We start from the raw sequence: 23,876 nt of genomic DNA on the forward strand, positions 1-23,876 counted from the left end.
AAGAAAAGTGGGAGCAACGCGTAACTTCATCAGCAGGATGGTCGGGAATGCGGAATCGAGGGTTGTTTTGTTCAGCGCCCCCGAAGGCGGCGCAAAGGCGATCTACTCCAGATCGCGGCGTGTGAGACGGCCGGATTTGTGCCCGGCCAAGAGCCAGTAGACCGAACCGGCGGCGGTGCCGGCCGTGGCGAGAAAGCCGAGAAAGCCCGGATTGAACACAAAGCCTCCGGCCGAGCCCGGGACGAGAACGCCAAAGGCGATGGAGGTGATCGCGCCCGTGACCGCGAAATAAAACCATCCCCGCAGCGAAAGCCATTCGGCGACCAGGATCGCCGGGCCGACGATCACCAGCGCGCAGACCGCCACCGTCAGCACGGCGAGCGGGAAGGACCCCAGCCAGTCGAAGGTGAAAACCAGCGACCAGTTGCCGTATTCGATCCCTTCCAGCAGCGTGATCAGCAGCACCGGCACCAGGATAGAGGTCAGCACGCCGGCGATGTAACCGACGGCTATCACGACAAAGCGCTTGAACCCAGCGACGAGACGGCTCACGCCTCGCCGTGCCCCGCGATCATCATGGCTTCCAGCGCCAGCCGGTCCACTTTTCGCATGCGCTCGGATTCCGACTTCAGCTGGCCGCAGGCGGCGAGGATGTCGCGGCCGCGCGGCGTGCGGATCGGCGAGGCATAGCCGGCATTGTTGATGTAATCGGCGAATTTCTCGATCGTCTCCCAGTCCGAGCACTGGTAGTTGGTGCCCGGCCACGGGTTGAACGGGATCAGGTTGATCTTGGCCGGAATGCCCTTGAGCAGCTTGATCAGACCCTTGGCGTCCTCGATGGAATCGTTGACGTCCTTCAGCATCACGTATTCGAAGGTGATGCGCTTGGCGTTCGACAGGCCGGGATAGGCGCGGCAGGCGGCGATCAGTTCCTTCAGCGGATACTTCTTGTTGATCGGCACCAGCAAGTCGCGCAGATCGTCATTGGTGGCATGCAGCGAGATCGCCAGCATGACGCCGATCTCCTCGCCGGTGCGGAAAATCTCGGGCACGACGCCAGAGGTCGACAGCGTGATGCGCCGCTTCGACAGGGAAAGCCCGTCGCCGTCGGAAGCGATCAGCAGCGCCTTCTTCACCGCCTCGAAATTGTAGAGCGGCTCGCCCATGCCCATCATGACGATGTTGGACACCTTGCGGCCCTCGGCCGGCACGATGGCGCCGTCCGGCGTGTCTCGGTCGGGGAAGTCGCCGAGCCGGTCGCGGGCGGTGAGCAATTGGGCCAGAATCTCTTCCGCCGTCAGGTTGCGCACCAGCTTCTGCGTGCCGGTATGGCAGAACGAGCAGGTCAGCGTGCAGCCGACCTGCGAGGAGATGCAGAGCGTGCCGCGGCCTTCCTCGGGGATATAGACGGTCTCGATCTCGACCGGCCGGCCGGCGCCGCGCGGCGGGAAGCGGAACAGCCATTTGCGGGTGCCGTCGGAAGAGATCTGCTCCTCGACGATCTCGGGCCGCGCGACGGTGAAATGCTTGTCGAGCTCGGCGCGCAGGTCCTTGGAGATGTTGAACATGCCGGCGAAGTCGGAGACGCCGCGCACATACATCCAGTGCCAGAGCTGCTGGGCGCGCATCTTGGCCTGGCGCTCCGGCACGATGCCGGACGCGACGAGCGCCTCCGCGAGCTCGGCGCGCGTCAGGCCGATCAGCGACGGCTTCTCGGGCGCGGCTCGGGCGCGCAACGCGTCGCGGGCACCCTCAGTGGTGAGGTCGAAGGAAAGGGTCATGATCGCACTGATATAAGCGGTTTGCGGCCGATTTCATCCATCGTGCCGGGAACTGAAGCGCGGCGCATAGCACAGGTTGAGGGCAGAGTCATGCCGGGGTAGGGGAATAGGGCAATAAGGCAGTAGGGCAGTAGGGCAGTAGGGCAGTAGGTTGGCCTGACTTCCTTAACTGCCTTACTGTCCTATTTCCCCCATCCCGAGGATCGACATGCCCGCCACATCGCGAAAACATCCCCTGTTTCGGCGCTCACGCGCCATGTGGGGCTCGCGGCGCGTGTGGCAGCCGCGGCTGGTTTTCTGGGCCGGCGCGGTGTCGATCGGCGTCATCAGCGTGCTGTTCGCGGTGCTGGCCGACAAGGCGCAGGCGCTGTTCCATGCTGTGATCGGCGATGGCGGCGGCTGGCGTTCCTATCTGCCCCTTGCGATCACGCCGCTCGGCTTCGTCCTGTGCGCATGGCTCGCCCATGCCTTCTTCCCCGGCTCGCAAGGCAGCGGCATTCCGCAGGCGATCGCCGCCCGCCATCTGCGCGAAGACGACGATCGCAACCATCTTCTGTCGTTGCGGCTGGCGGCGGGCAAGATCGCGCTCACCATCGTCGGCCTGTTCTGCGGCGCTTCGATCGGCCGCGAGGGCCCGACCGTGCAGGTCGGTGCCTCGCTGATGCTGCAGGCGGCGCGCTGGGGCGGCATGGCGCAGGCGCGCGGCCTGATCCTGGCCGGCTCGGCCGCCGGCATCGCCGCCGCCTTCAACACGCCGCTGGCCGGCATCGTCTTCGCGATCGAAGAGATGGGCCGCACCTATGAGGCGCGCACCAACGGGCTGGTGCTGACGGCGGTGATCCTGGCCGGCCTCGCCTCGCTCGGGCTGCTCGGCAATTACACCTATTTCGGCGTCTCGAAGGAGACGATCGCGTTTGGCGCCGAGTGGCCGCTGGTGCTTGGCTGCGGCGTCATCGGCGGCGGCTTCGGCGCGCTGTTCTCGCTGCTGGCGCTGAAGACAACGCGGCGGATCCGGCGCTGGCGCACGCAGCAGCCCTTGGCTCGCGCGCTGCTGGTGGCCGCCGTCTGCGGGCTCGGCGTGGCGGCGATCGGCATCGCCTCGGGCGGGCTGACCTTCGGCACCGGCTATGCGCAGGCGCGCGGCGCCGTCGAAGGTGCGCCACTGCCATGGTTCTTCTTTGCCGAGAAATTCGCGGCTGGTCTGCTGTCGATGGTCTCGGGCATTCCCGGCGGCATCTTCGCGCCGTCGCTGGCGGTCGGCGCTGGCATCGGCAGTTCGCTCGGGCTGCTGTTCGGGGCCAGCGCGGGGGCCGCCGCGCTGCTCGGCATGGCCGGCTATTTCGCCGGCGTCGTGCAGGCGCCGATGACGGCCTTCGTCATCATCCTGGAAATGACCGGCAATCACGACAATGTCATCGCGCTGATGCTCACCTCGATGCTGGGCTACGGCACGGCGCGCATGATCTCGCACGAGCCGCTCTATCACGCGCTGTCGCGCGTCTTCATCGCCGAGGCGATCCGGCGCCGGCGGGCGGAGGCGGAACCGGGATCGGGCCACGGCTGAAAGAAAAAGGCCGGGCTTGGTGGCCCGGCCTTTCATTTCAAAACGTGGCTTTGCCTATTTGCACTTGGCGATCGACGTCAGCGCCGCCGAAATGCCCTTCAGCGAGAAGACATAGGAGGTGGGATTGCCGCGGCCGGACTTCGCCGTCACCTTCATGTCGGTGCCGGTCTTCATGGCGGCGATCAGCACAGGTTCCTCGGCGGCGTTCTCGACCCAGGCCGACTTGCCGCGGGTGAACATCGAGAAGGACTTCTTGTCGATGGTGACGGTGGCCTTGGAGCCTTCCTGGAAATTGTAGCCGGCGATGAATTGCGGCTCGTAGGACACCTGCTGGCCGGGACGCTGGCTGACGAAGAAGAACATGTCGCCATGGTCGAGCGTCGGCGGCTGCTTGTCGGTCGGCACGGTGAGCACGTAGCAGACCTTGCCGCCCGATGCCTGGTAGCTGTAGGTGCCCCAGGCATTGTGCTGGCCGATCTTGGTCGCCTGCTGCGCCAGAACAGGCGCTGCCGAGGCCACCAGGACCAGACTTGAAACCAGTGCTATCAATCCGCGCATCGTCTTTCCCGTATTCCAAATGGTGCGGAGGCGGGCCGCATGGCGTCCTGCCGTCGCTTTATTTTGATTTAATCTGGGTTACCAAACGGTGAATTTCCCTCAAGAAAAGGACGTTCACCCCAGGAAACCGCCGCCATTCCCGCGCCGCCGCCTTGTCAGCAGCCGGCGCGACGTCCCTTGGGCGACTTGGAGGCCACGAAAGCGGCAAGAGTTTGACTTTTCAACCGCGCCGACAAACGCCTCCATGCACAGGCCTGGCGCCGCGTGCCGACGCTCAGCCCTTGTCGGCGATGGCGTCCTTGGCGGCCTGGCGATGGGCCGGCGTGATGTGGGCGCTGACAGCGGTGATCGCGGCGGTCAGCACGGCGATGTCGTCGGTGAAACCGAGGCCAAAGATGAAGTCGGGGATGAGGTCCACCGGCAGGACGAAATAGCCGAGCGCCGCCACCAATATGCCCTTGGCGCGCAGCGGGGTGTTCTTGTCCATGGCGCAGTAATAAGCGGCGACGACCTCTTCCATGAACGGGATCTGCCGCGCGGCCTTCTTGGCGGTGCGCCAGAATTTCTCGCGCACTTCGCTCTCGCCGCCCAGCCTGTCGCCAAAGCCGAAGAAATCAAAACCGGGTTGTTGCGCCATCAATCACTCCTTGCGGGTCTCATGCGCGTCCTGGCGCATGCCTCGCGAAGGAAAATGTGGTGAAAGCCGGACCCGGCTGCAAGATGCCGGCGCCGATTTGGCGTCCCGTACACGGCCAAGCGTACACTCAGCCGCCGAAATAGCGGTTCATCTTCTTCGCCAGTTCGATGTCGAGCGCCGTGACGCCGCCGGCGTCATGGGTGTTCAGCGTGACGTCCACGGTCTTGTAGACATTTGACCAGTCGGGGTGGTGGTCCATCTTCTCGGCGGCCAGCGCGACGCGGGTCATGAAGGCGAAGGCTTCGGAAAAATTCTTGAAGACGAAACTGCGCTTGATCGAGGCGCCGTCCGTGGCCAGCGACCAGCCGCCGAGTTCGGCAAGGGCTGCGGTGATGGCGTCCCTGCTGAGTTTTTCTCTCGTCATGATGAGTTCCCGTGCTATTTCGAATTTGACCCTCACCATAGTGCAAGTCGCCCAGAAGTGCTTTGCGTTTTGGGGTTCCAAATGCACAAACGGCGCATATCGAATGAGCATGAAGCCCATAAATTCCATTCTGTTCGTCTGTCTCGGCAACATCTGCCGGTCGCCGCTGGCCGAGGGCGTCTTTCGCGCCGTCCTGGCCGAGCGGGGCCGGGATATGCTGCTCGATTCGGCCGCGACCAGCGGCTGGGAGGTCGGCTCGGCGCCCGATCCACGCTCGATCGCGGTGGCCTTGCGTCACGGCATCGACATTTCCGGGCAGAGGGCACGCAAGGTCACGCCGCAGGATTTCTCCCGTTTCGACCTGATCCTCGGCATGGACCGCTCGAATGTCGCCGATCTCAAGGCGCTGGCGCCCGCGCGGGACCGGGTGCACCTGTTTCTGGAGTTCGCGCATGGACAGGCGCGTGACGTGCCCGATCCCTATTATGACGGGCCGGAGGCCTTCGCCGAGGTCTACCGCATGATCCGTGAAGCGTCGGAGGCGCTGGCGACACGGCTGGCGGCGCGGGCATCGTTGCCCGACAGCGGCCAAGCTTCCTCGACGATATAGGGGCCGCCGCCGACCGAATCGCGCGACGACATCAGGACGAAGCGGCCGATGCGGAAGGGCAGCGTCGAGAAATTGCCGCGCGCCGACAGATATTGCGCGACATCCAGCGGGCTCGAGTTGCGCAGCCGCGCCAGCGTGACATGCGGCATGAACTTGCGCGGATCGGCAGGGATGCCGAGCCGCTGGCAGATGCGCTCGATCTCGCCCTGAAGCGCCGCCAGATCGGGCGAGGCGGAGGCGCCGGCCCACACGGCATGCGGCTTTTTCTGGCCGAAAGCGCCGACACCGGACAAGGTCAGCGAGAAGGACGGGCGGTGGACGCGGTCGAGCGCGTTGGCGATCTCATCGGCTACGTGACCGGGGACATCGCCGATGAAGCGCAGCGTCAGATGGTAGTTTTCGACATCGATCCAGCGGGCCCCGGGCAGGCCGCCCCGGAGCAGGGACAGCGAAAGGGCGGCATCACGCGGAATTTCGAGGGCGGTGAAAAGACGCGGCATGAAGAGCCTCCCTTCCTCGAATCGAACTGTCACCTATAGCGAATCATCGATAGCCTGACGGAGCAAGAGGTTTATTGGTCACAGGCCTTGCTAAAAACTTCCCTAACGGAAAGCGGTTCCCGCCGACCTCAGCCGCCTCCGGGCACTGCCGCAATGGCCTTCTCGACCGTCGGCAGGATGCGCTCGACCATCAGGTCGACCCCTTTGGCGCTCGGATGCAGGCCATCCTCGAGTTGCATGCCGGGCTCGCCGACGACGCCATCGAGGAAGAACGGGTAGAGCGCGACATCGTATTTTTTCGCCAGCTGCGGAAAGATGGGGTCGAAGGCGGACTGGTAGTCGGCGCCGAGATTGGGGGCGGTGCGCATGCCGGCCAGCAGCACGGCGATCTTGCGTTGCTTGAGCTTGCCCAGCATCTCGTCGAGATTGTTCCTGGCGATATCGGGCAAGACGCCGCGCAGCATGTCGTTGGCGCCGAGTTCGAGGATGACCAGCTGCGTTCCGTCCGGCACCGACCAGTCGAGCCGCGCCAGGCCGCCGCTGGTGGTGTCGCCGGAGACACCGGCATTGGCGACGGTCACGTCACGGCCCTTGGCGCGCAGGGCGGCCTGGAGCTTGTCGGTAAAACCCTCGCCGGGCCCGAGACCGTAGCCCGCCATCAGGCTGTCACCGAAGCCGACGATCTTGAAGGGCTCGGCCCGCGCCGACGAAATGGCGCCGCAAAGGGCGAGGAAAAGGATCAAGCCTGCGGCTATCTGGCGTTTGAAAGACATGCGGCAGGCCCCATATGACCAAAAGATACTTCCGGGCGACGGCTTCCGGCAAGCAGAGCCTTCACGTTGCATATAGGACACTTTCATTTTGACAGAAGCCGTCATCGCGCTGAAAGACGTATCCCTGACGCTCGGCGAAGGCGCTTCGTCGGTCCATGTGCTGAAGGGCGTCAGCCTCGAAGTGGCGCGCGGCGAGGCGACCGGCATTGTCGGTCCGTCGGGGTCCGGCAAGTCGACATTGCTGATGGTGCTGGCAGGCCTGGAACGGGTCGATTCGGGTATGGTACGAATCGCTGGCGAGCTGCTCAACGGCAAAAGCGAGGACCAGATTGCTTCGTTTCGTGGCCGAAACATTGGCATCGTCTTCCAGTCCTTCCACCTCATCCCCAACATGACGGCGCTGGAAAATGTCGCGGTGCCGTTGGAGCTGGCCGGCCATGCCGATCCGTTTTCGGTGGCGGCGCGCGAACTGGCGGCGGTCGGCCTCTCCGACCGCGTCACCCACTATCCCGGCGAACTCTCCGGCGGCGAGCAGCAACGGGTGGCGATCGCCCGGGCGCTGGCGCCGTCGCCGCGCATCCTCATCGCCGACGAGCCGACCGGCAATCTCGACCAAGCGACCGGGCGGCAGGTCGCCGACCTCCTGTTCGCCAAGGCGGCCGAGCGCGGCATGACGCTGGTGCTGGTCACCCACGATCCCGCGCTCGCGGCGCGCTGTTCGCGGCAGGTTTCGATGCGCTCGGGCCGGATCGAAACTCCGGCGCCCTTGAAGGTCACCGCCTGATGCCGCTGGCGCAGACGCTGAAACTCGCTGTCCGCTTCTCGCTCAGGGAAATGCGCGGCGGCCTGTCCGGCTTCCTGATCTTCCTTGCCTGCATCGCGCTCGGCGTGGCGGCGATCGGCGGCGTCAATTCGGTTGCCCGTTCGATCAGCGCCGGCGTCGCCGACCAGGGGCAAACGCTGCTCGGCGGCGATCTGCGCTTCCAGATCAACCAACGCGACGCCAGCCAGGCCGAGCGCGGCTTCCTCGATGGGCTCGGCAGCGTTTCGCGCACTGCCAGCATGCGCTCGATGGCGCGCTTCGCCGACGGTTCGGACCAGGCGCTGGTCGAGGCCAAGGCGGTCGACGACGCCTATCCACTCTATGGCGCGCTGGAAACCGAACCGAGGCTGTCGAAGCAGGAACTGTTCGGCGAAGAATTCGGCGTCTTCGGCGCGGCCGCCCCCGATCTGTTGTTCGAACGGCTGCATCTCAAGCCCGGCGATCGGCTGAAGCTCGGCACCGCGACCTTCGAATTGCGCGCCAGGCTGGTCACCGAGCCGGATGCCGTGTCCGACGGGTTCGGCTTCGCGCCAAGGCTGATGATCTCGACCGAAGGCCTGGCGGCCACCGGGCTGGTGCAGCCGGGCAGCCTGGTCGAAAACGCCTACAAGATCCGGCTGCCCGCCGATGCCGACGAAGCGCGGCTCAAGGCCATCCAGGATCAGGCGGCGAAGGATTTTCCCGAGGCCGGCTGGTCGATCCGCACGCGCAGCAATGCGGCGCCCGCGCTGTCGTCCAACATCGAACGCTTCTCGCAATTCCTGACACTGGTCGGGCTGACGGCGCTGGTGGTCGGCGGCGTCGGCGTCGCCAATGCGGTGCGCGCCTATCTCGACGGCAAGCGCGGCGTCATCGCCACCTTCAAGAGCCTGGGCGCTTCCGGCGGCTTCGTCTTTGCCGTCTATCTCGTGCAGATCCTGATCATCGCAGCCCTTGGCATTGTGCTCGGTCTCGTGCTCGGCGCGCTGATGCCGTTCGTGGCGAGTGCCGCGCTCCAATCCGTCATCCCGGTGCCGGCGGAGGGCGGCTTCTATCCCGGCGCGCTCGCCATGGCGGCGCTGTTCGGCCTGCTGGTGACGCTGGCCTTCGCGCTGCTGCCGCTCGGCCGCGCCCGCGACGTGCCGGCGACAGCACTGTTCCGCGAGATGGGCCTGGAAGGCCGCGGCCAGCCGCGCCCCGTCTATTTCGCGTCGGCGCTCGGCATCGCGCTGCTCTTGGCGGCGCTCGCCATCCTGTTCTCGGGCGATCAGCGCATCGCCTCGATCTTCGTCGGCGCCACCATCTTCGCTTTCCTGGTGTTGCGCCTGGTCGGCGCGCTGGTGCAATGGGCGGCAAGAAAAAGCCCGCGCGTGCGCTTCGTGGCGCTCAGGCTCGCCGTCGGAAACATCCACCGGCCGGGTGCCTTGACGCCGTCGGTGGTGCTGTCGCTGGGGCTCGGGCTGACGCTTCTGGTGACGCTGGCGCTGATCGACGGGAATCTCAGACAACAGATCTCGGGCAGCCTGCCGGAGCGAGCGCCGAACTTCTTCTTCGTCGACATCCAGGGCAGCGATGTCGACGCGTTCTCGGCGCTGATCGGCAAGGAAGCGCCAAAGGGGACGCTGGCCAAGGTGCCGATGCTGCGCGGCCGGGTGATGGCGCTCAACGGCGTCGATGTCGACAAGGTCAAGGTGCCGGCGGAAGGCGCCTGGGTGCTGAAAGGCGACCGCGGCCTGACCTATGACGCCAGGCAGCCGGAAAACGCGACGCTGACCGAGGGTAAATGGTGGCCGGACAATTATGCCGGCGAGCCGCTGGTTTCCTTCTCGGCGCATGAAGGCCAGGAGATCGGGCTGAAGCTCGGCGACACCGTCACCGTCAATGTGCTCGGCCGCAATGTGACGGCCAGGATCGCCAATTTCCGCCAGGTCCAATGGGAAACCATGGGCATCAATTTCGTCATGGTGTTCTCGCCCAACACATTCGCCGGCGCGCCGCATGGCTGGATGGCGACGCTGACTGAAAAGAGCGCCACCACGGCCGACGATGCGCGCATCCTCAATGCCGTCACCCGCGCCTTTCCGGCGGTGACGACGGTGCGGGTCAAGGATGCGCTCGATGTCGTCAACCGGCTGGTCGGCCAACTCGGCACGGCGATCCGCGCGGCGGCCGGCGTCGCGCTGATCGCTTCGGTTCTGGTGCTGGCCGGTGCGCTTGCCGCCGGCAACCGCGCACGCATCCATGACGCTGTGGTGCTGAAGACGCTAGGCGCCACCAGGCGAACGCTGATCACGGCATTTTCCCTCGAATACATGCTGATCGGATTGGCGACGGCCATCTTCGCGCTTGCCGCCGGCGGCATCGCGGCCTGGTACATTGTCGCGCGCATCATGACCCTGCCGTCGCATTTCATGCCGGAGGTGGCGGTGGCGACCATCGTCTTTGCGCTGGTGATCACGGTCGGCATCGGTCTCGCCGGCACCTGGCGGGTGCTCGGCCACAAGGCGGCGCCGGTGCTGCGCGATCTGTAATCTAAGGGCCGGAGCGGCCATTCCCGATTAAAACTTGGTAAGGATCCCGGTTGCAAAGCCCGGGAATCGGCCTTTCGGCCTCTCACGAACCGTTACATCCGGTTACGGTCTTGTTCTTGACGCGAATAACCATCATATTTCGCCATAGGCATGCTGGAGCCCCGCCAGCGGCGCCTGGGTCCGCAAGAGGCCCGACACCGGACGGGGCAGAAGCAATAGAGGATTCCAATGGCTGATCCCATTCGCAACTATCAGACGTCGGCGGTGCCCGGCGTCCGCGCCGACATCGATCAGGGTCTGCGCGCCTATATGATCAAGGTCTACAATCTGATGGGGCTTGGCCTCCTCATCACCGGCCTTGCCGCCGTCGGCACGATCATGCTGGCCACCACCACCGATCCGGCCTCGGCTGTCGCAACGCTGCCGACTGGCGAGATGTTGACCTCTTTTGGCGTTGCGATCTTCGGTTCGCCGTTGAAGTGGGTGGTGATCTTTGCCCCGCTGGCTGCTGTGATGTTCCTATCGTTCCGCGTCCAGTCGATGAGCGTTGCTGCGGCGCAGACGACGTTCTGGGTCTATGCCGGCCTCGTCGGCCTGTCGCTGTCGTCGATCTTCCTGATCTACACGCCAGCCAGCATCTCGCAGACCTTCTTCGCCACCGCCGCCGCCTTCGGTGCACTGTCGCTGTTCGGCTACACGACCAAGCGCGACCTGACGGCGATGGGTTCGTTCCTGATCATGGGCGTGTTCGGCATCATCATCGCGTCGGTCATCAACATCTTCCTGCAGTCGTCGGCTCTGTCCTTCGCCGTCTCGGCAATCGGCGTGCTGGTCTTCGCCGGCCTCACCGCCTACGACACGCAGAAGATCAAGGAGATGTATTTCGACGGTGATGCTTCGGATGTCGCCGGCCGCAAGGCCATCATGGGCGCGCTGAGGCTCTATCTCGACTTCATCAACCTGTTCATGTTCCTGCTGCAGTTCATGGGCGACCGCCGCTAAGGGGTCTGACTGGACCATCGGGTTTGGAAAGGGCGGCCCAACGGCCGCCCTTTTCTTTTGCGTCGGACTTTGCTGTTATCGCAGGCACATGGAAGGCTTGCATAAGAAATGAGCAATATCGTGATTCGGGCGGCCAGCGCGGCCGACCTCGACGCCATCACCGAAATCTATGCCGATGCGGTGACGCATGGCACGGCGAGCTACGAACTAGAGCCGCCAAGCCGCGCCGAGATGGGCACGCGATTCGCCACGCTCACGGACGGCGGCTTTCCCTATCTGGTGGCGGAAAAGGCCGGCGCCGTGCTCGGCTATGCCTATGCCGGCGACTTCCGGCCGCGCCCGGCCTATCGCTTCGTCGTCGAGGATTCGGTCTATGTCGCGCCTGAAGCCAAGGGCCAGGGTGTGGGACTCATGCTGATGCAGGCCTTGATCGCGACGGCCCAGGCGGCGGGCTTTCGCCAGATCGTAGCGGTGATCGGCGACGGCCATGCCGACAGCGCCTCGGTCAGGCTGCACGAAAAGCTCGGCTTTCGCCATTCAGGCCGGCTCGAAGGTTCCGGCTACAAGCATGGGCGCTGGCTGGACACGGTGTTCATGCAGCTGTCGCTGAACGGCGGGGCGACGCTGCCGCCCGATCCGGCCTCGCTGCCGGAACGGAAGTTTCGGGGAGGGAAAGAGGAATTGAAGAACTGAGGAATTGAAGGACTGAAGAAAAATGAAATAATATCAGGTGTTTAGCGCCTCAATTCCTCAATTCCTCAATTCCTCAATTCTTCAATTCCCCAGTTCCCCTTCACGCCTCGACCACTCTCAGCTTGCTGTCGAAGACGCCGAGCACGCGGCCGAGCTCCTGGCCGCGCTTGAGGATGCGGCCGCCTGCGGCGATGACCGCGAAGGCGCCCTGCTTGCGCGCCAGTTTCGGATCCTTGACGATCTGGAACAGCGGCACTTCGCTGGCGCGGCGGAAGACGGAAAACACCGCCCGGTCGGTCAGATGATCGATGGCGTAGTCGCGCCATTCATTGGCGGCGACCATGCGTCCGTAGAGCCTGAGGATCTGGTCCAGTTCACGCCGGTCGAAGCGCACCGGCTGGTCGAGGCGTGCGCTGCGCGCCTCGTGCAGCGGGATTAATATTGCGGATGCGTCACCATCCCCCGTCCCGCCGCTGTCGTCAGTCATGCCTCGATCCTTCAAAATGAATCTTTGCCAACCAAAATTGGCCCCTTCGTGCGGCAATTGCAAGAGCCGGCGAAGCGGCGGCGGCGGCGCGCCGTTTCGGTCACGTCCAGTCACGTTTGCAAACCGCATGTTGGAATTGGTGATGCTTCGCCACATTTCTGCCTTTTTTTATCCGCGCTCATGCCCCAATGTCCGACGAATTTACCGGCGTTGCCTGAGACGGTTCGGTCCGGCACCGGCTCGTAAACCCCAAGCCCCCCGCCCACGGGTCTGCGTCGGATCGAACCAACCTCGGTTTTTCCTTGGAAAAATCGGGTGCGACGATCCCAAACCTAAATGACCGGCGTCAGAAGCAAGCTGACGTCGGTTTTTTCATGCCTGGATCGATCGTGATGCGACCGGGCTGTCGTCATTCCAGGGCGGAGCGACGCACAGCGGCGCGCAGACCCTGGGATCCATGCCGCGACATTGGCGGAAGAATACGGTGGTTCAAAATAAGCGGTCACACAAGCTGGCGTCGATCAAGCCCGAGTCGAGAGAAACGCTCGATCCTGGACCGCTTCTGCATACAGCAAGCCTCACGGCATGGATCCTGGAGTCTTCCCGACGGAGCTTCGCTCCTGCTTCGCCCCAGGATGACGAAGACAGGGTGGGCTTCGTCAAATTCCGTCACGGCTTGTGGATGAAGGCGGCGCCGAGGATGGGGCCAGGCATGCCGTCCTTGCCGACAGACTGCAGAAGCACGGCGCAGCCGCCCTTCTTGGCGATCTCGCTCATCGGCAATTCATAGCGCTGCGCCTTGCCGTGCCACATGCCGGCGGTCTGGATGCCGGTGACGGCGTTCCAATAGGTCATCTTGCGGCCGGAGTTCTCGCCCTGGGCGATCTTGACCGTCTGCGGCGGCTCGAAATAGACGATGACGACATGGGCGTCGTTCGGACCGCCGCCCGCATCGCCGGCATCGATGATCACGCGATCGCTGGTGCGGCTGACCTTGACGGGCACACGCATGCCTTCGCCGGATTTCGCCATGCGGGCGAGCGCGCCGTCGACCTCGCCACGATTGGCGCCGTTGACATGCGCGCGGCCATTGAGGACCGCCTGCGGCGTATAGACCGAGCGGCTGCCGAAGGCGCGCATGTAATCATTTTGACGCTCGGTGTTTTCCTTGCGGCTCAGCGTGTCCTTCCAGCCGAGATAGTCCCAATAGTCGACGTGATAGGAGAGCGCGACAACATCTTCCTTGGCGGCAAGCTCGGCGAAGAAGGCATCGGCCGGGGGGCAGGAACTGCAGCCCTGGCTGGTGAACAGTTCGACCACGCCAAGCGGCCTGTCGGATTGAGGTTTATCGGCCTGGATTCTCTCGGACTCCGCGGCATGGCCGGCACCGGCAAAAGCCGAGAAGGCCAGCGCAAAGGCTGCCAGCCAAAGTGATCTTCGCCAGGCCATGACCATTCCAATTCCCGCCGGTGGCGCCGGCTTTGTTCTGATTGTCAGAAATATGTGGCAGAAGCGGAAGTCAACGGGAAGTCACGTTGCGGTGAAATTTTGCCGTTGCAGCCGCATGTAAGGCCGCAATAGGAGAGACACTGCATTTTACGACGCGGTTCGATTCGGGAGTGGCATCAACACCATGTGGCAGATTCTCCTGACCCCGGTCGATCTCTATTGCGAGCGGACCGGGCCTGGACTTTGGGCCGAGCCGATAAATGCTTTGACCAATCTCGCTTTCATTGCCGCGGGATTATGGGGCGTGCGGGAAGTGCGCCGATGCAAGGCCGGCACCTTCGCCGAGGTGTTGGCCTGGTGGGTGGTGGCGATCGGCATCGGCTCGACGATCTTCCATACCTTTGCCACCAGGGGGATGATCTGGGCCGACATCCTGCCGATCGCCGGCTTCACGCTGGCCTATACGCTGTTCAATCTGCGTCGCTTCCTGCGCATGGAATGGGGCAAGGCGATCGCGGTCTTCGTCGTCTTCTATGCCGTGGCCGGGGCGATTGCCTTCGCCGTGCCGGACTGGCTGCGCCAGGCATCGAACGGCACGACGAGCTACCTGCCGCCGTTCCTGGCGCTCGCCTTCTTCGGCATCTGGGTGGCGGCAAGCGGCAACCGGGCCGGCTGGTACAATCTGGCGGGGTCGGCGATGTTCGTGGTGTCGGCTATCTGTCGGATGATCGACCCGATGGTCTGCGCCGGCTTTCCTCTCGGCACGCACTTCCTGTGGCACATGTTCAACGGGCTGATGCTGGGCGTGCTGCTGGCGGCGACGGCGCGGTTTGGGGCGCCGAAGGTAGGCAGTAGGGCAGTAGGGCAGTAGGGCAGTAGGGCAGTAGGGCAGTAGGGCAGTAGGGCAGTAGGGCAGTAGGGCAGTAGGGCAGTAGGGCAGTAGGGAGATGAGTTCCTTGCCCTACTCCCTTACTGCCCTACTCCCTTATTCCCCTCAGTTATGCTGCAAGATCGCGCAGCACGTACTGCAGGATGCCGCCGTTCTTGAAGTAGTCGAGCTCGTCCAGCGTATCGATACGGCAGATGATCGGCACGTTCTTCACGCTGCCGTCGCCATAGGTGACCTTGGCGGTCATCGTCTGGCGCGGCTTGATGGCGCTCAATCCGTCGATCTCGACCAGTTCGTCGCCCTTGAGGTTGAGCGAGGCCCAGGACGTGCCTTCCTCGAAGACGAAGGGGATGACGCCCATGCCGACCAGGTTCGAGCGATGGATGCGCTCGAAGGACTGGGCGATGACCGCGCGGACGCCGAGCAGATTGGTGCCCTTGGCGGCCCAGTCGCGTGACGAGCCGTTGCCGTATTCGACGCCGGCGAAGATGACCAGCGGCACGCCTTCCTTCTTGTATTCCATCGCTGCGTCGTAGATCGATTCCTCTTCCTTCGACGGGTAGTGGATGGTGTAGCCGCCCTCGCGGCCGTTCTCGCCCAGCATGTGGTTGCGGATGCGGATGTTGGCGAAGGTGCCGCGCATCATCACCTCATGGTTGCCGCGCCGCGTGCCGTACTGGTTGAAGTCGGCAACGCCGACGCCATGGTCGGTGAGGTATTTGCCGGCCGGCGAGGCGGCCTTGATCGAACCCGCCGGCGAGATGTGGTCGGTGGTGATCTTGTCGCCGAACAGGCCGAGCACACGGGCGCCCTTGATGTCGCCGATCTTGCCGAAACCGGCGGTCATCCCTGCGAAATAGGGCGGGTTTTGCACATAGGTCGAGTTGTCGTCCCAGGCATAGGTCTGGCCTTCCGGCGCTTGCACCTTCTGCCAGTGCTCGTCGCCCTTGAAGACGTCGGCATATTTGCGGGCGAATAGCTCTCGCGTAACGTTCTTCTCGATGAACTCCTGGATCTCGGCCGAGCTCGGCCAGATATCCTTGAGGTAGACCGGATTGCCGTCCTTGTCCTCGCCGAGCGGTTCGGTGGTGAGATCCTTGGTGACGGTGCCGGCCAGCGCGTGCGCCACGACCAGCGGCGGCGACGCCAGGTAGTTGGCCTGCACGTCGGGTGAGACGCGGCCTTCGAAGTTGCGGTTGCCGGACAGGACCGCGGCGGCAATCAAACCCTTATCGTTGATGGTCTTGGAGATCGGCGCCGGCAGCGGGCCGGAATTGCCGATGCAGGTGGTGCAGCCGAAGCCGACCAGGTTGAAGCCGATCTGGTCGAGCTCCTTCTGCAGGCCGGACTTTTCGAGATATTCGGCGACCACCTGGCTGCCGGGAGCGAGCGAGGTTTTCACCCACGGCTTCTGCTTGAGGCCGAGGCGGTTGGCGTTGCGGGCCAAGAGCCCGGCGCCGATCAGCACGCTCGGGTTCGAGGTGTTGGTGCACGAGGTGATGGCGGCGATGACGACGTCGCCATGGCCGAGATCATGGTCGGTGCCTTCGACGGCGTAGCGCTTGGAGATCTCCGCCGCCTTCTTGTATTCGGTCTCCATCGCCTTGGCGAAGCCGGCCGGAATGCCTTCCAGCGCGACACGGCCCTCGGGGCGCTTGGGGCCGGCCATCGACGGCACGACGCTGCTCAGTTCGAGTTCGAGCAGGTCGGTGAAGACCGGGTCGGCGGAGCCAGCCTCGCGCCACATGCCTTGCGCCTTGGAATAGGCCTCGACCAGCGCGATGCGGCTTTCCTCGCGGCCCGACATCGTCAGGTAGCGGATGGTTTCCGAATCGACCGGGAAGAAGCCGCAGGTGGCGCCATATTCCGGCGCCATGTTGCCGATGGTGGCGCGGTCGGCGAGCGTCATGTTGGACAGGCCCGGGCCGAAGAACTCGACGAACTTGCCGACGACGCCCTTCTTGCGCAGCATCTGGGTGACGGTGAGCACGAGGTCGGTGGCGGTGACGCCCTCCTTGAGCTTGCCGGTGAGGCGGAAGCCGATGACTTCGGGCAGAAGCATGGAGACCGGTTGGCCGAGCATGGCCGCTTCGGCCTCGATGCCGCCGACGCCCCAGCCGAGAACGCCAAGGCCGTTGATCATGGTGGTGTGCGAATCGGTGCCGACGCAGGTGTCGGGATAGGCGGTGGTTTCGCCGTCCTCGGTGTTGGTCCACACGACCTGGCCGAGATATTCGAGATTGACCTGATGGCAGATGCCGGTGCCGGGCGGCACGACGCGGAAGTTGCGGAACGCCTGCTGGCCCCATTTCAGGAACTTGTAGCGTTCCTCGTTACGCTCATATTCGAGCTCGACATTGCGGGCGAAGGCCATCGGCGTGCCGAATTCGTCGACGATGACGGAATGGTCGATGACGAGGTCGACGGGAACCAGCGGGTTGATCTTCTGCGGGTCGCCGCCGAGCGAGGCCATGGCGTCACGCATGGCGGCAAGGTCGACCACGGCAGGAACGCCGGTGAAATCCTGCATCAACACGCGGGCCGGGCGATAGGCGATCTCGACGCCGGCGGTGCCCTTGTCGGTCAGCCAGCCGGCAACCGCCTGGATCGATTCCTTGGTGACGGATCGGCCGTCCTCATTGCGCAAGAGGTTCTCCAGCAGCACCTTCATCGAATAGGGCAGCTGGGCGATGCCGGTGAGGCCGTTCTTCTCGGCCTCGACGAGGTCGAAATAGGCATATTCGGTGCCGCCCGCGGTCAGCGTGCGACGGCAATTGAAACTATCGAGGGATTTTGACACGTGCGATCCGTCCTTGTCTGTTCAGCCTGAAAGGGAACGGACGCCGATGGCATGCAATCACGCGCAAAGGTGCGGGTACGGCCATTTCCGCTGTCCGTTCCCAAGCAACCCGAGCCGTTCAAGGCGGCGCGTGCGCTGGTTCGGCGCTAATTCTGTTCCCGCGCCGACCGCTGGCACGGATGCACCGCATATAGAGAATTTTCTGGAATAGTTCTAGACAGTCAAAAAGCAAATTTGTGCGATGCGGCAGCGACCGCGGAACATTGTTTTCGGGGCAGGCGAGGGATGCGGCTTATCGCCGAGAATCTAGGCGGCGAACGCGGTGGCGAGGCGGTTTTTTCCGGCATCGGCTTTGCGCTCGATCCAGGCCAGGCGCTGGTCGTCACCGGACCGAACGGATCGGGCAAATCGACCCTGCTCCGGATCGTCGCCGGGCTGCTGCCGAAGGCCGAAGGCCGGCTGCTGCTCGACGGCGGCGGCGAAGACTTTCCGTCTGTTGCCTCGGCTTGCCACTATCTCGGCCATCAGAATGCAATGAAGACGGCGCTGAGTGTCACGGAAAACCTGCGGTTCTGGCGCGACTTCAACGGCAGTGGCGATTCGAGCGTCGAAGAGGCGCTGGACACGGTCGGGCTCGGCGGCATCGGCCATCTGCCGTTCGGATATCTCTCGACCGGGCAAAGGCGGCGCGCGGCGATCGCCAAGCTTTTGGTCAGTCACCGGCCGCTGTGGTTGCTCGACGAGCCGACGGCGGGATTGGACAAGGCGTCGGAGGCGCGGTTCGCCGGGTTGATGGCGAAGCATTGCACCGGAGGTGGGATGATTGTTGCGGCGACGCATCTGCCGCTGGGGCTGGATAGGGCTGAGGAATTGGTGATGGGGGGCGCCACAGAACGCCGTCCTCAACAGGGGACCACATCGTAATGTGGTCCCTCCTGCTGCGTGACATCCGCCTCAACATCCGCGCCGGCGGTGGCGCGCTGACCGGCGTCATCTTCTTCCTCGCCGTCATCGCCACCATCCCGTTCGGCGTCGGGCCGGACCTGAAGCTGCTTGCCCGCATCGGGCCGGCGATACTGTGGATCGGCGCGCTGCTTTCCTGTCTGCTCGGGCTCGACCGGCTGTTCCAGGCCGACCGCGAGGACGGCTCGCTCGATCTCCTGGTGCTGGGCAACGACCGGCACATGCTGGCGCTGACGGTGCTGGTGAAATGCCTGGCGCATTGGGCGGGCAGCGTCTTGCCGCTGGTGATCGCCGCGCCGCTGCTCGGCCTGTTCATGAACATGGAGCCGCTCGGCATCGGAGCGACGGCGCTGACGCTGCTGGTCGGCACGCCGGCCATCACCTTCATCGGCGCCGCGGGTGCCGCGGTGTCGGTGGCGCTGCCGCGCGGCGGGCTGTTGATCTCGGTGCTGGTGCTGCCCTTGACCATACCGGTGCTGATCTTCGGCGTTTCGGCGAGCTATGGCGCGACGGCCGATCCCGATCCTTTCCTGCAGCCCTTCCTCATTCTTGCCGCGCTGACGCTGTTTCTTGCCGTGCTGGGGCCGGTATCAGCGGCACTGGCGCTGCGGCATGGAACCGATTGAGCGAGGTTTGGCATGGTTTGCGCGACATCAAGGGCGGCGGCGCGGCGGCCACTTATGTTTGAAACCACGGTGCGTTGCGGAGCCATGGGCATGTCGCTAAGGGAAAGCATGATCGAACGAGGCAGACGGCTGGAAAGAGGCGCGCCGATGGGGCGGCGGCCATGAGTGTGCACGCACTCTATGTCACGGCCGCCTATGGCATCACGGCGGTTGTGCTGGCCGGGCTGATCGGCTGGATCCTGCTCGACCAAAAGGGGCGCAAGCGCGATCTCGCCGAGCTGGAAGCAGCGGGCGTGCGGCGGCGTTCCGACAAGGCGGAGGTAGAGAAGTCGTGAGCAGCGAGACAGAAACACCGACGCGCGGTCGCCGCCTGTTCGTGCTGTTGCCGCTGCTGGTCTTCCTCGGTTTGGCCGGCCTGTTCCTGTCACAGCTGCTTTCCGGCCGCGATGTTTCCGAAGTGCCTTCGGCGCTGATCGGCCTGCCGGCGCCGCAGACCAATCTGCCGGCGCTGGAAGGGTCAAACCTGCCAGGGCTCGATTCCAGGGCGTTCGCCGGCAAGGTCACGCTGGTCAATGTGTTTGCGTCGTGGTGCGCGCCGTGCCGGGAAGAGCATCCGGTGCTCCTGGCGCTGTCGCAGGACAAGCGGTTCGTAATGGCGGCGTTGAATTATAAAGACCGGCCGGAAAATGCCCGCCGGTTCCTCGGTGACCTCGGCAATCCGTTCCAGGCCATCGGCGTCGACGAAGCCGGCCGCGCGGCGATCGACTGGGGGGTCTACGGCGTGCCGGAAACCTTCGTCATCGGCAAGGACGGCAAGATCGCCTACAAGCATGTCGGCCCGCTGACGGCGGAAGCGGCACGGGATCTTTTGCTGCCGCAGATCGACAAGGCGCTTGCGGTTCCGGGTTAGACGCTAGCGCCAGGCCCCTCATCCGGCCGCTACGCGGCCACCTTCTCCCCGTGGGGGAGAAGAGGAGGCGTCGGCGCGATACAGCTCCTCTCCCCCGGGGAGAGGTCGGATTGCCCCAAATTGCGGTTGCAATTTGGTCTTGGCAATCCGGGTGAGGGGGACTCCCTCCAGCCAGACTCAGCCGTAGATCTGCTTGTGGATCTGGTAGAGCATTTCCGAGCGGTCGGCGCGCATGTCGGCCAGATCGCGGCTGGAGAAGCTGTCGATTTCGGCGACGAGGCGGTTGTAGTGCTTGCGCTTGGCGATGTTGTTGCGAGCGCGGGTCATGAGATCGTTGAAGATCATAGCAAGGTTCCTTTCGTGCCGCGTTCTGGCGGCCGGTTTCTTCCTCCCTTGATCGATACGGAACATGACATAGGATTGGTGCGTTGCAAAAAGAAGATGTTGCAATGCACCATTGCATGGAGCGCATAGCCGGTTAATCGAACCCTAAGGTGCGGTGGCTGGACGCTCGAGGGCTGGAATTGCCCGGGCGGCGGGTTCCTCTCCGTTTTGTCATACAAATTGCGAAGGCCGCGTCTTGCCAGATCGATCGCGGGCTGGCTTGATCCGGCATCACGTGATGCCGGGAGGAAATGCATGGCGGCCGCAGACTATTACGAAATTCTCGATCCGCGCTTTGCGCGGCTGTTCAACGGCAACGCGCAGGTGGAGAAGCTGTTCACCGGATGCCGCTGGGCGGAAGGGCCGGCCTGGTTCGCCGCCGGCCGTTATGTAGTCTGGTCCGATATCCCGAACAACCGCATGCTGCGCTATGACGAGACCGACGGCAGCGTCAGCGTCTTCCGCCAGCCGTCGGGCAATTCCAACGGCAACACCGTCGACCGGCAGGGCCGTCTGGTCACCTGCGAGCATTCGGGGCGCCGCGTCAGCCGCACCGAATATGACGGCTCGGTCACCACCATTGCCGCCAAATGGAAGGGCAAGCGGCTGAATTCACCCAATGACGTGGTGGTGAGGTCCGACGGCTCGATCTGGTTCACCGACCCGACCTACGGCATCGACACCGACTATGAGGGCGACAAGGCCGAGAGCGAGATCGGTGCCTGCTACGTCTACCGGGTCGACCCCGACAGCGGTGAGATCGAGGCGGTCATCACCGATATGGTGCGACCCAACGGGCTCGCCTTCTCGGTGGACGAAAGCCTGCTCTATGTCGTCGACACCGGCCGCACGCATGGCGCCGAGAATCCCGCGCATATGCGGGTGTTCAACGTCGGCAAGCACGGCAAGAAAGTGTCCGGCGGCAAGGTCTTCGCCGACTGCACCGCCGGCCTGTTCGACGGTTTCCGGCTCGACGCCGACGGACGCATCTGGACCAGTGCCGCCGACGGCATCCATTGCTACGATCCGGATGGCACGCTGATCGGCAAGGTCAAGGTGCCGGAGGTGACCGCCAATTGCGTGTTCGGCGGCGCCAAGCTGAACTGCCTCTACATCGCCGGCACCACCTCGCTCTATTCGGTGCGGCTGATGGTGAACGGGGCCAAGACTTTTTGAGACTGCTCGAAACGCTTCTGCGGCGAGTCTTGATGGCGTTGCTGCGCATACAAGTGGCGCCAGTCGCGCCTCGGCCGCCGGAGCTGCCGTCATCCAGTTCTCCGGAGAGGATATCGAAGCAGTCTCTTGCCGGTATCAGACACAATTCAAGGGGAGGTCGTCATGCCATTCGTCAACATCCGCATCGTCAAGGAAGTGATCGCCGCCGATCCGGCAGGCAAGAAGGCTGACATCGCCAAGAAAGTGACGGCGGCCATCATGGAGGCCACCGGGCTCGGCAATGACGATGTCTGGGTGGTTTTCGAAGAGGTCAACGCCCGCGACTGGTATGTCGGCAAGACCGATGTCGAGACGCTGCGGAAGAGGTAGCTGCGCGTCTTCCTTCTCCCACAAGGGGAGAAGGAAGAGAGGCCGCCGCTCAACGCGAGCGAATGAAATTCGCGAAGCCCTGCACCGCATCGCGCATCGCCAGCACATTTCCCGGCTCGGCCAGAATAGCCTCCACCTCCGGCGGCTTCTTGCCGAGCAGGGCGATCTCCAGCCCGACCTCATACATCGCGAACGACATCGTCCGCATGATCTCGGCCAAGGCGGCACGGGCGAACAGCGAGCGCGGGGAGGCATGAGCCAGCATGGCAGGCTTGGCGACCGCTGCGTCGCGTGAGACCAGCCAGTCGAGCGCGTTCTTCAGCCCGCCCGGCACGCCATGGGCATATTCGGGACAGGAGACGATGATGCCGTCGGCGCCGGTGACGGCGTCGATCAGGGCGGCGGATTCGCGCGGCGTGCGTTCGCCCTCGTCGTCGGGGTTGAAGATCGGCAGGCGGCCGAGCCCGTCATAGACGGCGAGGCGGCAACCCGAAGGCGCGTTGCGCGCCAGTGCCGCGACCAGGGCCGAATTGGTGGAGGCCGCGCGCAGGCTGCCGGAGATGGCAAGGATGTTCAGCAAGGTGTGGAACCAGTCAGGACGAATCGTCGTCCGAAAAAACTACCACATCGTCTGCTTGTATTCCTCGTCGAGCCAGCGGTCGGTCGCATCGGCCGACTCGGCAACAACCAGCTGGTCGCGCAGGATCTGGCCAAGTGTTGGAAGCGTCGCGCGGTCGTACCAGCTCTCCGGTTTCCACAGATCGGAGCGCATGAAGGCCTTGGCGCAATGCATGTAGGCCGCCTTGACCGTAACCACGACGACGCTTTGCGGCGCCTTGCCGTCGACGGCGAGGCGCTCGCGCAAACCGGCGTCGACGGTGATGCGGGCGTCGCCATTGACGCGCAGCGTCTCGTTCATGCCGGGGATCAGGAAGAGCAGGCCAACCGAGGGATTGCGCAGGATGTTCTCCAGCGTGTCCAGCCGGTTGTTGCCGGGCCGGTCGGGGATGGCGATGGTCCTGTCGTCGAGAACGGCAGCGAAGCCGGGTTTGTCGCCCTTCGGCGTCACGTCGGCATTGCCTTCGCCGTCGGACGAGCCGATCAGCACGAACGGGCTCTTGCCGATGAAGGAGCGGCAGTGGCCGTCGAGCGCCTTCAATTCCTTGCGGATCGAGCCGTCGGTCGGGCGCGGCGTCTTGTAGATCGTCCGCAATTCCTCGCGTGTGGTGACGAATTCCATGGCTCCCCCTATTTGACTACTTGCCGGCCTTCTCTTCCCCGCCTGCCTTGTCGTCCAGCGAATGGCGCAGGATCAGCGGCATCTGGCTGAAGGTGAACAGAAGCGTGATCGGCATGATGCCCCAGACCTTGAAGGTAACCCAGGCGTCGGTGGAAAAATTGCGCCACACCACTTCGTTGACGATGGCCAGGAACAGGAAGAACAGGCCCCAGCGGAAGGTGAGCTTGCGCCAGCCCTCGGCATCGAGCTTGAAGGCAGAATCGAAGACATAGCCGAGCAGCGACCTGCCGAAGAACAGGCCGCCAAGCAGCACGCCGCCGAACAGCGTGTTGACGATGGTGGGTTTCATCTTGATGAAGATGTCGTCCTGCAGATAGAGCGTCAGCGCGCCGAAGATGAAGACGACGACGCCCGAGACCATCGGCATGATCGGCAAGGTGCGCGTCAGCAGCCACGAGGCGATCAGCGCGATCGCGGTCGCGGCCATGAACAGGCCGGTGGCGACGAAGATCGGGCCGCCGAATTCGCCCAGAACAGGGAATTTCTGCACCAGCCACTCGCCGCGCGCATTGGCGAAGAAGAACACCAGCAGGGGTCCAAGCTCCAGCACCAGCTTGAGCACGGGGTTCACGCCTTCCTTCTTCTCTTTTTGCGGGTCGGACGGATCGCGTTCGAGAATGGGTGGGTTCATGATCTTCCTTCTTACGC

The 23,876-nt window shown here is 64.1% G+C and carries 27 protein-coding genes; 13 read left to right on the plus strand and 14 right to left on the minus strand.

Annotated features, from left to right (window positions below):
• Window positions 1–102 precede the first annotated feature (102 nt).
• Both AC1DPX_RS05405 and rlmN read right to left on the minus strand, forming a co-directional pair.
• Window positions 103–552 (minus strand): hypothetical protein, encoded by a 450-nt coding sequence (locus tag AC1DPX_RS05405; protein ID WP_477235099.1) that lies wholly within the window; start codon window positions 550–552, stop codon window positions 103–105.
• Window positions 549–1,781, minus strand: coding sequence for a dual-specificity RNA methyltransferase RlmN (gene rlmN / locus AC1DPX_RS05410; RefSeq protein ID WP_202357160.1), 1,233 nt, complete (start codon window positions 1,779–1,781; stop codon window positions 549–551). The genes AC1DPX_RS05405 and rlmN overlap by 4 nt, the downstream gene beginning before the upstream one ends.
• A 208-nt stretch (window positions 1,782–1,989) precedes the next feature.
• Here rlmN and AC1DPX_RS05415 point away from each other — a divergent pair, with 208 nt between their 5' ends.
• A complete protein-coding gene (locus tag AC1DPX_RS05415) occupies window positions 1,990–3,345 on the plus strand; it encodes a chloride channel protein (RefSeq protein ID WP_477235101.1) in 1,356 nt (451 codons plus the stop codon).
• A 54-nt stretch (window positions 3,346–3,399) separates the two neighbouring features.
• On the opposite strand, the gene AC1DPX_RS05420 is transcribed toward AC1DPX_RS05415, so the two are convergent.
• The 3 genes from AC1DPX_RS05420 to AC1DPX_RS05430 all read right to left on the minus strand — a co-directional run bounded on the left by AC1DPX_RS05420 (window position 3,400) and on the right by AC1DPX_RS05430 (window position 4,964).
• Window positions 3,400–3,903: an invasion associated locus B family protein gene (locus AC1DPX_RS05420; protein WP_095774831.1), complete on the minus strand. Its 504-nt coding sequence runs from the start codon at window positions 3,901–3,903 to the stop codon at window positions 3,400–3,402.
• A 274-nt stretch (window positions 3,904–4,177) separates the two neighbouring features.
• Window positions 4,178–4,540 (minus strand): YkvA family protein, encoded by a 363-nt coding sequence (locus tag AC1DPX_RS05425; protein ID WP_202357162.1) that lies wholly within the window; start codon window positions 4,538–4,540, stop codon window positions 4,178–4,180.
• A gap of 127 nt (window positions 4,541–4,667) precedes the next feature.
• Window positions 4,668–4,964: a 4a-hydroxytetrahydrobiopterin dehydratase gene (locus AC1DPX_RS05430; protein ID WP_477235102.1), complete on the minus strand. Its 297-nt coding sequence runs from the start codon at window positions 4,962–4,964 to the stop codon at window positions 4,668–4,670.
• 103 nt (window positions 4,965–5,067) lie between these two features.
• Here AC1DPX_RS05430 and AC1DPX_RS05435 point away from each other — a divergent pair, with 103 nt between their 5' ends.
• The gene (locus AC1DPX_RS05435) at window positions 5,068–5,574 is read left to right on the plus strand and encodes a low molecular weight protein-tyrosine-phosphatase (protein WP_202357164.1); all 507 of its coding nucleotides are present in this window, start codon (window positions 5,068–5,070) and stop codon (window positions 5,572–5,574) included.
• On the opposite strand, the gene thpR is transcribed toward AC1DPX_RS05435, so the two are convergent.
• Together thpR and AC1DPX_RS05445 are read right to left on the minus strand one after the other, a co-directional pair.
• Window positions 5,478–6,074 (minus strand): RNA 2',3'-cyclic phosphodiesterase, encoded by a 597-nt coding sequence (gene thpR / locus AC1DPX_RS05440; RefSeq protein ID WP_202357165.1) that lies wholly within the window; start codon window positions 6,072–6,074, stop codon window positions 5,478–5,480. The two genes, AC1DPX_RS05435 and thpR, sit on opposite strands and share 97 nt — an antisense overlap.
• Window positions 6,075–6,202: 128 nt before the next feature.
• Window positions 6,203–6,847, minus strand: coding sequence for an arylesterase (locus tag AC1DPX_RS05445; RefSeq protein ID WP_477235104.1), 645 nt, complete (start codon window positions 6,845–6,847; stop codon window positions 6,203–6,205).
• Window positions 6,848–6,935: 88 nt separating this feature from the next.
• Here AC1DPX_RS05445 and AC1DPX_RS05450 point away from each other — a divergent pair, with 88 nt between their 5' ends.
• The 4 genes from AC1DPX_RS05450 to AC1DPX_RS05465 all read left to right on the plus strand — a co-directional run bounded on the left by AC1DPX_RS05450 (window position 6,936) and on the right by AC1DPX_RS05465 (window position 11,875).
• Window positions 6,936–7,631, plus strand: coding sequence for an ABC transporter ATP-binding protein (locus AC1DPX_RS05450; protein ID WP_477235106.1), 696 nt, complete (start codon window positions 6,936–6,938; stop codon window positions 7,629–7,631).
• The gene (locus AC1DPX_RS05455; RefSeq protein ID WP_477235108.1) at window positions 7,631–10,180 is read left to right on the plus strand and encodes an ABC transporter permease; all 2,550 of its coding nucleotides are present in this window, start codon (window positions 7,631–7,633) and stop codon (window positions 10,178–10,180) included. The genes AC1DPX_RS05450 and AC1DPX_RS05455 overlap by 1 nt, the downstream gene beginning before the upstream one ends.
• 228 nt (window positions 10,181–10,408) lie before the next feature.
• Window positions 10,409–11,182 (plus strand): Bax inhibitor-1/YccA family protein, encoded by a 774-nt coding sequence (locus AC1DPX_RS05460; protein WP_477235110.1) that lies wholly within the window; start codon window positions 10,409–10,411, stop codon window positions 11,180–11,182.
• 108 nt (window positions 11,183–11,290) lie between these two features.
• Window positions 11,291–11,875, plus strand: coding sequence for an N-acetyltransferase family protein (locus AC1DPX_RS05465; RefSeq protein WP_477235112.1), 585 nt, complete (start codon window positions 11,291–11,293; stop codon window positions 11,873–11,875).
• Between the two features lie 100 nt (window positions 11,876–11,975).
• Here the strand turns inward: AC1DPX_RS05465 and AC1DPX_RS05470 are convergent, their stop codons facing one another.
• Entirely contained in the window at window positions 11,976–12,362 is a 387-nt protein-coding gene (locus AC1DPX_RS05470; protein WP_027055166.1) for a DUF2794 domain-containing protein, read from the minus strand.
• A gap of 669 nt (window positions 12,363–13,031) precedes the next feature.
• Complete coding sequence (locus AC1DPX_RS05475; protein ID WP_477235114.1) at window positions 13,032–13,817, minus strand: DUF1223 domain-containing protein; 786 nt, start codon at window positions 13,815–13,817, stop codon at window positions 13,032–13,034.
• A gap of 178 nt (window positions 13,818–13,995) precedes the next feature.
• Between AC1DPX_RS05475 and AC1DPX_RS05480 the strand changes: the two genes are divergently transcribed.
• Window positions 13,996–14,682: a ceramidase domain-containing protein gene (locus tag AC1DPX_RS05480; RefSeq protein ID WP_477235116.1), complete on the plus strand. Its 687-nt coding sequence runs from the start codon at window positions 13,996–13,998 to the stop codon at window positions 14,680–14,682.
• A 127-nt stretch (window positions 14,683–14,809) separates the two neighbouring features.
• On the opposite strand, the gene acnA is transcribed toward AC1DPX_RS05480, so the two are convergent.
• Window positions 14,810–17,500, minus strand: a complete 2,691-nt coding sequence (gene acnA / locus AC1DPX_RS05485) for an aconitate hydratase AcnA (RefSeq protein WP_202357174.1) — start codon at window positions 17,498–17,500, stop codon at window positions 14,810–14,812.
• Window positions 17,501–17,785: 285 nt separating this feature from the next.
• On the opposite strand from acnA, the gene ccmA reads away from it, so the two are divergent.
• The 4 genes from ccmA to AC1DPX_RS05505 all read left to right on the plus strand — a co-directional run bounded on the left by ccmA (window position 17,786) and on the right by AC1DPX_RS05505 (window position 19,999).
• Window positions 17,786–18,424, plus strand: coding sequence for a heme ABC exporter ATP-binding protein CcmA (gene ccmA, locus AC1DPX_RS05490; RefSeq protein WP_477235118.1), 639 nt, complete (start codon window positions 17,786–17,788; stop codon window positions 18,422–18,424).
• Window positions 18,424–19,089, plus strand: coding sequence for a heme exporter protein CcmB (gene ccmB / locus AC1DPX_RS05495; RefSeq protein ID WP_202357176.1), 666 nt, complete (start codon window positions 18,424–18,426; stop codon window positions 19,087–19,089). Before ccmA ends, ccmB begins: the two co-directional genes overlap by 1 nt.
• Window positions 19,090–19,250: 161 nt before the next feature.
• The gene (gene ccmD, locus AC1DPX_RS05500) at window positions 19,251–19,424 is read left to right on the plus strand and encodes a heme exporter protein CcmD (protein WP_202357177.1); all 174 of its coding nucleotides are present in this window, start codon (window positions 19,251–19,253) and stop codon (window positions 19,422–19,424) included.
• Window positions 19,421–19,999 (plus strand): DsbE family thiol:disulfide interchange protein, encoded by a 579-nt coding sequence (locus AC1DPX_RS05505; protein ID WP_477235120.1) that lies wholly within the window; start codon window positions 19,421–19,423, stop codon window positions 19,997–19,999. Before ccmD ends, AC1DPX_RS05505 begins: the two co-directional genes overlap by 4 nt.
• A 177-nt stretch (window positions 20,000–20,176) precedes the next feature.
• On the opposite strand, the gene AC1DPX_RS05510 is transcribed toward AC1DPX_RS05505, so the two are convergent.
• Complete coding sequence (locus AC1DPX_RS05510) at window positions 20,177–20,344, minus strand: hypothetical protein (protein ID WP_019862058.1); 168 nt, start codon at window positions 20,342–20,344, stop codon at window positions 20,177–20,179.
• A gap of 294 nt (window positions 20,345–20,638) precedes the next feature.
• On the opposite strand from AC1DPX_RS05510, the gene AC1DPX_RS05515 reads away from it, so the two are divergent.
• Both AC1DPX_RS05515 and AC1DPX_RS05520 read left to right on the plus strand, forming a co-directional pair.
• Window positions 20,639–21,559, plus strand: coding sequence for an SMP-30/gluconolactonase/LRE family protein (locus AC1DPX_RS05515; RefSeq protein ID WP_202357179.1), 921 nt, complete (start codon window positions 20,639–20,641; stop codon window positions 21,557–21,559).
• A gap of 162 nt (window positions 21,560–21,721) precedes the next feature.
• Window positions 21,722–21,928, plus strand: coding sequence for a tautomerase family protein (locus tag AC1DPX_RS05520; RefSeq protein ID WP_095788943.1), 207 nt, complete (start codon window positions 21,722–21,724; stop codon window positions 21,926–21,928).
• Between the two features lie 49 nt (window positions 21,929–21,977).
• On the opposite strand, the gene AC1DPX_RS05525 is transcribed toward AC1DPX_RS05520, so the two are convergent.
• Genes AC1DPX_RS05525 through AC1DPX_RS05535 form a run of 3 tightly spaced genes read right to left on the minus strand, consistent with a single transcriptional unit; the run spans window position 21,978 to window position 23,859 of the window.
• Window positions 21,978–22,508 carry an NADPH-dependent FMN reductase gene (locus AC1DPX_RS05525; protein ID WP_477235122.1) on the minus strand — a complete coding sequence of 177 codons (531 nt, stop codon included), beginning with the start codon at window positions 22,506–22,508 and terminating at the stop codon, window positions 21,978–21,980.
• A gap of 39 nt (window positions 22,509–22,547) precedes the next feature.
• Window positions 22,548–23,168, minus strand: a complete 621-nt coding sequence (locus AC1DPX_RS05530) for a pyridoxamine 5'-phosphate oxidase family protein (RefSeq protein WP_202357181.1) — start codon at window positions 23,166–23,168, stop codon at window positions 22,548–22,550.
• A 16-nt stretch (window positions 23,169–23,184) separates the two neighbouring features.
• Window positions 23,185–23,859: a septation protein A gene (locus tag AC1DPX_RS05535; RefSeq protein ID WP_477235124.1), complete on the minus strand. Its 675-nt coding sequence runs from the start codon at window positions 23,857–23,859 to the stop codon at window positions 23,185–23,187.
• Window positions 23,860–23,876: the final 17 nt, after the last annotated feature.

This window comes from Mesorhizobium sp. 01N446, from assembly GCF_056399285.1.

What these genes read in the sequence shown, in the direction of transcription:
- rlmN (WP_202357160.1), bottom strand. Translation starts at nt 1,781, where the DNA reads ATGACCCTTTCCTTCGACCTCACCACTGAGGGTGCCCGCGACGCGTTG.
- AC1DPX_RS05415 (WP_477235101.1), top strand. Translation starts at nt 1,990, where the DNA reads ATGCCCGCCACATCGCGAAAACATCCCCTGTTTCGGCGCTCACGCGCC.
- AC1DPX_RS05420 (WP_095774831.1), bottom strand. Translation starts at nt 3,903, where the DNA reads ATGCGCGGATTGATAGCACTGGTTTCAAGTCTGGTCCTGGTGGCCTCG.
- AC1DPX_RS05425 (WP_202357162.1), bottom strand. Translation starts at nt 4,540, where the DNA reads ATGGCGCAACAACCCGGTTTTGATTTCTTCGGCTTTGGCGACAGGCTG.
- AC1DPX_RS05430 (WP_477235102.1), bottom strand. Translation starts at nt 4,964, where the DNA reads ATGACGAGAGAAAAACTCAGCAGGGACGCCATCACCGCAGCCCTTGCC.
- AC1DPX_RS05435 (WP_202357164.1), top strand. Translation starts at nt 5,068, where the DNA reads ATGAGCATGAAGCCCATAAATTCCATTCTGTTCGTCTGTCTCGGCAAC.
- thpR (WP_202357165.1), bottom strand. Translation starts at nt 6,074, where the DNA reads ATGCCGCGTCTTTTCACCGCCCTCGAAATTCCGCGTGATGCCGCCCTT.
- AC1DPX_RS05445 (WP_477235104.1), bottom strand. Translation starts at nt 6,847, where the DNA reads ATGTCTTTCAAACGCCAGATAGCCGCAGGCTTGATCCTTTTCCTCGCC.
- AC1DPX_RS05455 (WP_477235108.1), top strand. Translation starts at nt 7,631, where the DNA reads ATGCCGCTGGCGCAGACGCTGAAACTCGCTGTCCGCTTCTCGCTCAGG.
- AC1DPX_RS05460 (WP_477235110.1), top strand. Translation starts at nt 10,409, where the DNA reads ATGGCTGATCCCATTCGCAACTATCAGACGTCGGCGGTGCCCGGCGTC.
- AC1DPX_RS05465 (WP_477235112.1), top strand. Translation starts at nt 11,291, where the DNA reads ATGAGCAATATCGTGATTCGGGCGGCCAGCGCGGCCGACCTCGACGCC.
- AC1DPX_RS05470 (WP_027055166.1), bottom strand. Translation starts at nt 12,362, where the DNA reads ATGACTGACGACAGCGGCGGGACGGGGGATGGTGACGCATCCGCAATA.
- AC1DPX_RS05475 (WP_477235114.1), bottom strand. Translation starts at nt 13,817, where the DNA reads ATGGTCATGGCCTGGCGAAGATCACTTTGGCTGGCAGCCTTTGCGCTG.
- AC1DPX_RS05480 (WP_477235116.1), top strand. Translation starts at nt 13,996, where the DNA reads ATGTGGCAGATTCTCCTGACCCCGGTCGATCTCTATTGCGAGCGGACC.
- ccmA (WP_477235118.1), top strand. Translation starts at nt 17,786, where the DNA reads ATGCGGCTTATCGCCGAGAATCTAGGCGGCGAACGCGGTGGCGAGGCG.
- ccmB (WP_202357176.1), top strand. Translation starts at nt 18,424, where the DNA reads ATGTGGTCCCTCCTGCTGCGTGACATCCGCCTCAACATCCGCGCCGGC.
- ccmD (WP_202357177.1), top strand. Translation starts at nt 19,251, where the DNA reads ATGAGTGTGCACGCACTCTATGTCACGGCCGCCTATGGCATCACGGCG.
- AC1DPX_RS05510 (WP_019862058.1), bottom strand. Translation starts at nt 20,344, where the DNA reads ATGATCTTCAACGATCTCATGACCCGCGCTCGCAACAACATCGCCAAG.
- AC1DPX_RS05515 (WP_202357179.1), top strand. Translation starts at nt 20,639, where the DNA reads ATGGCGGCCGCAGACTATTACGAAATTCTCGATCCGCGCTTTGCGCGG.
- AC1DPX_RS05520 (WP_095788943.1), top strand. Translation starts at nt 21,722, where the DNA reads ATGCCATTCGTCAACATCCGCATCGTCAAGGAAGTGATCGCCGCCGAT.
- AC1DPX_RS05530 (WP_202357181.1), bottom strand. Translation starts at nt 23,168, where the DNA reads ATGGAATTCGTCACCACACGCGAGGAATTGCGGACGATCTACAAGACG.
- AC1DPX_RS05535 (WP_477235124.1), bottom strand. Translation starts at nt 23,859, where the DNA reads ATGAACCCACCCATTCTCGAACGCGATCCGTCCGACCCGCAAAAAGAG.